Below are 6,672 nucleotides of genomic sequence, written 5' to 3'. Positions count from 1 at the left end.
TTTAAATTGTTAAAGAGCGTTGTTCTTATTGAAAGCGCTTAGCGCGTCTCGTTGAACAGGGCGGCCATTTTAGCGATTTAAAAGTTCGTGTCAAACACTTTTTTAAAACTTTTTTCGCAAACCTTTTGAGAAGGTTTTGACCTCTAACTCGTTGCTGCCGTTAGGCTGTGTGCTCCGTGTCAGTGAGGTCGCATTATAGAGATCCAAATCACATTGGCAACCCTTTTCTTTCAAAAACTTTAAAAATATAGCTTAGATGGTCACTTTCCATCCAAAGACTTATTTATACAACTTTACTCTAACCTTAATAACAAGTTATCCACAAAATAAGTAAAATTCAGCTACCATTCTAAATATAAAAGAGGCTATCACCGCAGTGTATAGCCTCGTCTTTATATATAAATAACATTATAAAGGTTAGATTTTATATTCCGGAGCCATCTTGTTGTTGCTCAGGATCATCTTCATGGAGACCACACTCTCGTTTCAGACCAAAGAATCGAGTTTCTTCTTCTGTCATTCCCGGTTCCCATTTACGAGTTGTGTGGGTATCTCCAACAGAAAGATAACCTTCCTCCCATAGTGGGTGATAAGACAAGCCATGCTTTTCTAAATATTGATGTATTTCTTTATTACTCCAATCTATGATCGGTAAAAATTTAAAAACACCATTTTGTACAGCAAGAATAGGTAGTCCATTACGTGTATTAGATTGTTCACGTCTCAATCCAGAAAACCAAGTAGAAACATTGAGCTCTTTTAATGCACGTCGCATTGGCTCTACTTTATTTATCTTATTGTACTTTTCGATGCCCTCGACACCCTGCTCCCAAAGCTTACCATAAGAAGCTTCCTGCCAATTGGGACTCTGTTCTGCTCGAAAAACTTGTAAATTAAGATTTAGCTTCTCTTTTAACTCATCTATGAATCGATACGTCTCTGGAAATAGATATCCTGTATCTGTCAATATGACGGGAATATCTGATTTCGCTTCCGTTGCCAAATGCAACATGACTGCCGCTTGAATACCAAAACTTGAAGATACAGCAAACTCACCTTGCAAGTTTTCTAAAGCCCACAGAATTCTTTGTTGAGCCGTCATATCTTCAAGTTGAGCATTAATCTCTGCAAGTATTAAACTTTGCTCTACTTTATTAAGGTTAACGAGTTCTTCTATATATAAACTCTTTTCTTGTGTACTAAGCATGGAAGTCCCTCTTAGAGATCACGACCTCTTCTATAATACCAACACGAATCACGAAATCACCGAACGCTTCTTTTTCTTTACGTTCTTTAGACCAGCGAGACACCAACTCATCTATATCTTGTAGAATTTGTTTATCCGTAATGTTCTCTTTATACATCTTAGGAACACGAGTACCACTACGGTTACCACCTAAATGTAGGTTGTAGCGACCAGGCGCTTTACCGACTAAACCAATCTCAGCCAACATTGCTCGCCCACACCCATTAGGGCAACCTGTTACACGTAAAATAATGTTTTCTTCTTTCGGTAGCTGATGCTTTGCTAGAATGCCTTCCACTTCCGTAACAAAAGAAGGAAGAAAACGTTCTGCCTCAGCCATCGCTAATGGACAAGTTGGAAATGCCACACACGCCATTGAGTTTTTACGCTGCTCACTCGTAGAAGCATCCATTAGACCATGCGCTACAGCAATACTTTCTATCAGCTCTTTTTGATCTGCAGCTACGCCTGCCACAATTAAGTTTTGATTTGCTGTAATACGGAAGTCGCCTTTATGAACTTTAGCCAGTTCAGCCATACCTGTCTTAAGTGTTTTTCCTGGATAATCTAAAATACGACCATTCTCTATAAATAGAGACAAGTAGTGTTTACCGTCAATACCTTCAGACCAACCAATGCGATCACCACGCTCAGTAAATTCATAAGGACGACTTGGTTCAAATTTACTCCCAGCGCGTTTTTCAACTTCCGCTTTAAATACATCAACACCAACACGGTCTAGCGTATATTTTGTTTTAGCATTTTTACGGTTAGAACGGTTACCCCAATCACGTTGCGTCGTTACTACTGCTTCCGCAAACGCTAAAGTCTGACCGACTGGAATAAAACCAAAGTCATCAGCACGACGAGGATAGGTAGAAGTATCCCCATGAGTCATAGCAAGACCACCACCTACCAGAACGTTAAAGCCAATTAACTTACCGTTTTCTTCAATTGCCACAAAGTTCAAATCATTAGCATGAACATCAACATCGTTCAGTGGTGGAATCGCAATAGTAGTTTTAAATTTACGTGGCAAGTAGGTGCGACCTAAAATAGGCTCTTCTTCTTGAACGGTACTATCGATTTTTTCTGCATCCAACCAAACTTCCGCATAGCCTCGAGCATGTGGCAAAAAGTGTTCACTAATCCTCTTTGACCACTCATACGCTTCTTGGTGTACTTCGGATTGATATGGATTCGCCGTACATAGTACATTTCGATTCATATCTGCAGCGGTACCAATCGAATCAATACCAATAGAGTTAAGTGCTTTATGAACCTTTTTAATATTAGGCTTTAAAATGCCATGATATTGAAAGGTTTGACGCGTCGTTAAACGAATACTGCCATATAAAGTATGCTCATCTGCCCACTTATCAACACCAAGCCATTGGGTTGGAGTGATCACACCAGCCGGTAGACGCGCACGAACCATCAAAGTATGTAGCGGCTCAAGTTTTTGCTTGGCTCGCTCAGCGCGAATGTCACGATCATCTTGTAAGTACATACCGTGAAAACGAATCAATGTGAAATTATCGCCTGTCACTGCACCAGTAATTGGGTTTTGTAGATCTTCTTCAATCGTCCCACGTAAAAAATTACTTTCAGCTTTTAAACGCTCACCATCAGAAAGTGGACCTAATACTTCGCCTAATACAACTTGTTCTTTCATGCTCATTAGTACACATCCCTTTGATAACGTTTTGCTTTGCGTAGGTCATTAACAAAAGCTTCTGCTTGTTCTCGACCTAATTTTCCTTGATCTTCAGCAACTGAAATTAATGCTTCATGAACATCTTTAGCCATGCGATTCGCATCACCACATACATAGAGATACGCACCTTGCTGTAACCATTGCCATACTTCAGCAGCATTTTCTAAAATTCGATCTTGCACATATACTTTCTCAGCCTGATCTCGACTAAAGGCCACATCTAATTTTGTTAACACACCTGATTTCAAATACTTTTGCCATTCAACTTGATATAAGAAATCTTGAGTAAAGGTACGGTCACCAAAAAATAACCAATTTTTACCTTCAGCATCTCGTGCTTCTCTTTCCTGAATAAAGCTCCGGAATGGTGCTATACCCGTCCCTGGACCGATCATGATCACAGGAGTATTATCGTCTTGTGGTAACTTAAAGTTATTATTGTGTTCAACGAATACTTTAACATTATCCCCTTCCTCCAAACGATGAGTCAGATAATGAGAAGCCCCACCATAACGAGTTTCTTCACCTTGTTGATATTCAACCAGACCTACTGTTAAGTGCACTTCATCTTCAACCTCTGCTTGGCTAGAAGCGATAGAATACAGTCGTGGGGTTAACTTTCGGAATAGACTAGCGAGTTCTTCCGCAGTCAGTTTGGTCTTCTTTTCTTTTAAAACATCAATAATCTGGGTATTACCTGCATATTCACGCAGTTTATCTTTATCTTCCACCAGCCTTTGTAGCTTCTTACTACCTGATAGTTCTGCGTACTTTGTAACAAGTTGTGGGTTAGATGCGGTAATTTCAAACTTATTAACTAATGCGCTATGAATAGAAATACTTTCACCATCCAGTTCAATGCTTTCTATTCCAGATAAACCAACTTGCTCTAAAATCGCTGAAACGAGATTTGAGCTATTTTCATACCATACACCTAGAGCATCACCAGGTTGATAAGTGATACCTGAGCCTTCAAGATCAATTTCAATATGTCGAACGTCTTTACCTGAATCACGCCCTGTAATTTTTTGGCTAGTTAGTAAACTAGCAGTGTAAGGGGTTTGCTTATTCCAAGGGCTTTCAACATGTGCACTTTGCCCTACAGGTAATTGCACAACTTGTGCATCGCTAGCAGATAGTGTTTCTTTTACTTTTTCTAATGCTTGTTTACGCCACTCACTAGCTGGCGCTTCATAATCAACATCACAGTCTAGGCGATCAAGGAAAGCCGTTGCACCAAGCTTGCTTAAATAACTATCGAAATCTTTACCCGTTTGGCAGAAAAACTCATAGCTAGAATCACCTAATGCAATAACAGCATATTTTAGGTTATCTAATTTAGGTGCTTTTTTCGATTGCAGAAATTCATGCAACTCAATCGCATTATCTGGAGCTTCCCCTTCACCATTGGTTGAGGCAACAATAATGAGATGGGTTTCTTTAGCAAGATTCTTACCTTTGTAATCACTAGCATCAAATAAATCTACAGCAATACCATTCGCATCCGCTTCATTTTTTAACGCTTCAGCCACACCTTTTGCATTACCGGTTTGTGAGGCATAAATGATAGTGAGTTTTCCAGCTGGCTCTGCTGCCACGGATAATTGGGATGAAGGAGCATCATTTGATGATGACCCTGTTTGGCTTAACCCCCAGAAATAACCACTTACCCAGGCAAGCTGTTGTGGTGATAGCTCCGACATAGCCTGCTGCAGTTGACCAATTTGCTGATCATTAAGCGGACTTGCCAAAGCAGAAAGATCCTTAAGTAACATGTCACGACATCCTATCTTTTTTATAATCTCAAATGTTCTCGGTTTAAAGGGAACATCTAGGGATACAATATGATTGCTTCATGACAATAGATTAACGATTATGATGAATGTCGAGAAAGAATTGATAAGTATGTTTTATAACTTTTTGGACATAAGAATTGAGAAGAAAAATAAGAGATAGGGAAAAGCAGCCATTAGCCTACTGTTTTTAAATTACTATTTATTCGCTATACGTACCTGTTTAAAGCCAACATCTAAAGCCGAACGGGAAGCTTCATCAACATCTTGATAATGACACTCTTTGCCATGTTCATCGGTCAATAAAACTAAACCACCACGATTATGGCGAAACTCAACAATCCAACTCTCCTCTTCTGTTGAGGATTCAATAATCGCTTCAATCAACTGCTTATCTTGATATAAGCGGCGAAGTTCTGTCACGGTCATGATGTGCCCTTCCATGTCACTCACAATGCTCACTATTAATCATGGCGCAAATTTCAGAACTTGCTAGTTTGACAGCTAAATTACCCTCCTCCTGTCAAAAAATTAATAAGAGCTTGGCTTATTGTAGTGTTTATAAATATACAAACCTATCAACGCGACAATGATCCAAGGCAGTAGTTTTATCACCGCCCCTACCATACTTACGATAAAGGCAAACACGAGTGCAGCCGCTAAAGCGATAAAGAAAGTCACCATGGTTACACCCGTGAACATCAACATGCCGATAAAAACGAGAATACAAAGCAGTTCAAACATAAATGGTCCTATTTAATCAAAATCAGATATTGCACCTAACTATGCAGATTACGCGCCAAGTTTAATCAAACATAAAGACTTAAGATTCAGCAACTTAAAGAAGGAGGGAAAAGACAAGATAATAAAAAAGCGGATTTAACCAATAAAAGGCCAAATCCGCCACTTTGGAAATGAGATTAAACGTCTAATTCTGCAGGAATTTTGGCTAGTGCAGCTTCAACGACTTCAATACCAGCACCCGACTTATGCGCATTTTCACTAATATAACGTCGCCATTGACGGGCGCCAGGCATTGCTTGGAATAAACCTAGCATGTGACGAGTGATATGACCTAGGCTAGCACCGGCCGCCATTTCTTGTTCAATATAAGGCAACATTTCTTGTACTACCTGACGACGTTTCTTAATTGGCCTATCACTGCCAAATATTTTCTGATCGACTTCGGCTAACAAATAAGGATTTTGATAAGCTTCACGCCCAACCATCACACCGTCAAGATGCTCTAAATGAGTTAATGAATCCTCAATGGTTTTCACGCCACCATTAATCGCAATAGTTAAATCAGGAAAATCTTGCTTAAGTTGGTAGGTGCGAGGGTAGTCCAACTCTGGAATTTCACGGTTCTCTTTGGGACTTAATCCACTTAACCACGCTTTACGAGCATGGATGGTAAATTGATCAACGCCGCCCTTTTCACTCACCATAGCAATAAAGCGGGTTAAAAATTCATAGGAATCTTGATCATCAATACCAATACGCGTTTTTACCGTAACAGGAATATTCACCACTTCTCGCATCGCTGCCATGCAGTCAGCCACCAGCTCAGGTTCTGCCATTAAGCAAGCACCAAACTTTCCATTTTGAACTCGGTCAGATGGGCAACCTACATTTAAGTTTACCTCATCATAACCACGCTCCTCTGCAAGCTTCGCGCAATGAGCTAAATCAACAGGGTTTGAACCACCAAGTTGCAAGGCCACCGGATGCTCTTGCTGGCTAAATTGCAGAAAATCCCCTTTTCCATGAATAATCGCACCGGTCGTAACCATTTCGGTGTATAACAATGTATGCTCAGATAATAAGCGATGGAAGTAACGACAGTGGCGATCAGTCCAATCGAGCATCGGGGCAATAGAAAAGCGTTGCATTGGGTAATTATTCATAATGGTATA

Annotated in this window: 6 protein-coding genes; all 6 read right to left on the bottom strand. The window is 40.0% G+C overall.

The genetic code is table 11. The annotated features are described in order from the left end of the window. Positions 1-424: 424 nt before the first annotated feature. Complete coding sequence (locus QQJ93_RS01110; RefSeq protein WP_089124568.1) at positions 425-1,207, bottom strand: phosphoadenylyl-sulfate reductase; 783 nt, start codon at positions 1,205-1,207, stop codon at positions 425-427. Then, on the bottom strand, positions 1,200-2,927 hold the full coding sequence (gene cysI / locus QQJ93_RS01105) for an assimilatory sulfite reductase (NADPH) hemoprotein subunit (RefSeq protein WP_089124569.1): 1,728 nt from the start codon (positions 2,925-2,927) through the stop codon (positions 1,200-1,202). Before cysI ends, QQJ93_RS01110 begins: the two co-directional genes overlap by 8 nt. Then, complete coding sequence (locus QQJ93_RS01100; RefSeq protein ID WP_089124570.1) at positions 2,927-4,738, bottom strand: assimilatory sulfite reductase (NADPH) flavoprotein subunit; 1,812 nt, start codon at positions 4,736-4,738, stop codon at positions 2,927-2,929. The genes cysI and QQJ93_RS01100 overlap by 1 nt, the downstream gene beginning before the upstream one ends. Positions 4,739-4,954: 216 nt before the next feature. Continuing rightward, positions 4,955-5,185, bottom strand: a complete 231-nt coding sequence (locus tag QQJ93_RS01095) for a hypothetical protein (protein WP_089124571.1) — start codon at positions 5,183-5,185, stop codon at positions 4,955-4,957. 102 nt (positions 5,186-5,287) lie between these two features. After that, a complete protein-coding gene (locus QQJ93_RS01090) occupies positions 5,288-5,500 on the bottom strand; it encodes an envelope stress response protein PspG (protein ID WP_027695412.1) in 213 nt (70 codons plus the stop codon). Positions 5,501-5,676: 176 nt separating this feature from the next. Then, positions 5,677-6,663: a tRNA dihydrouridine(20/20a) synthase DusA gene (dusA, locus tag QQJ93_RS01085; protein WP_089124572.1), complete on the bottom strand. Its 987-nt coding sequence runs from the start codon at positions 6,661-6,663 to the stop codon at positions 5,677-5,679. Positions 6,664-6,672 lie beyond the last annotated feature (9 nt).

Origin of the sequence: Vibrio algivorus (genome assembly GCF_030161215.1) — a bacterium.
Lineage (GTDB): Bacteria > Pseudomonadota > Gammaproteobacteria > Enterobacterales > Vibrionaceae > Vibrio > Vibrio algivorus.
Note: the sequence above shows the minus strand (reverse complement) of the source record. Positions and strands in the feature narration are given on the sequence as shown.

Bases quoted from the DNA above. Each gene is read 5' to 3' on its own strand.
- QQJ93_RS01110 (WP_089124568.1), bottom strand. From the start codon at position 1,207: ATGCTTAGTACACAAGAAAAGAGTTTATATATAGAAGAACTCGTTAAC.
- cysI (WP_089124569.1), bottom strand. From the start codon at position 2,927: ATGAGCATGAAAGAACAAGTTGTATTAGGCGAAGTATTAGGTCCACTT.
- QQJ93_RS01100 (WP_089124570.1), bottom strand. From the start codon at position 4,738: ATGTTACTTAAGGATCTTTCTGCTTTGGCAAGTCCGCTTAATGATCAG.
- QQJ93_RS01095 (WP_089124571.1), bottom strand. From the start codon at position 5,185: ATGACCGTGACAGAACTTCGCCGCTTATATCAAGATAAGCAGTTGATT.
- QQJ93_RS01090 (WP_027695412.1), bottom strand. From the start codon at position 5,500: ATGTTTGAACTGCTTTGTATTCTCGTTTTTATCGGCATGTTGATGTTC.
- dusA (WP_089124572.1), bottom strand. From the start codon at position 6,663: ATGAATAATTACCCAATGCAACGCTTTTCTATTGCCCCGATGCTCGAT.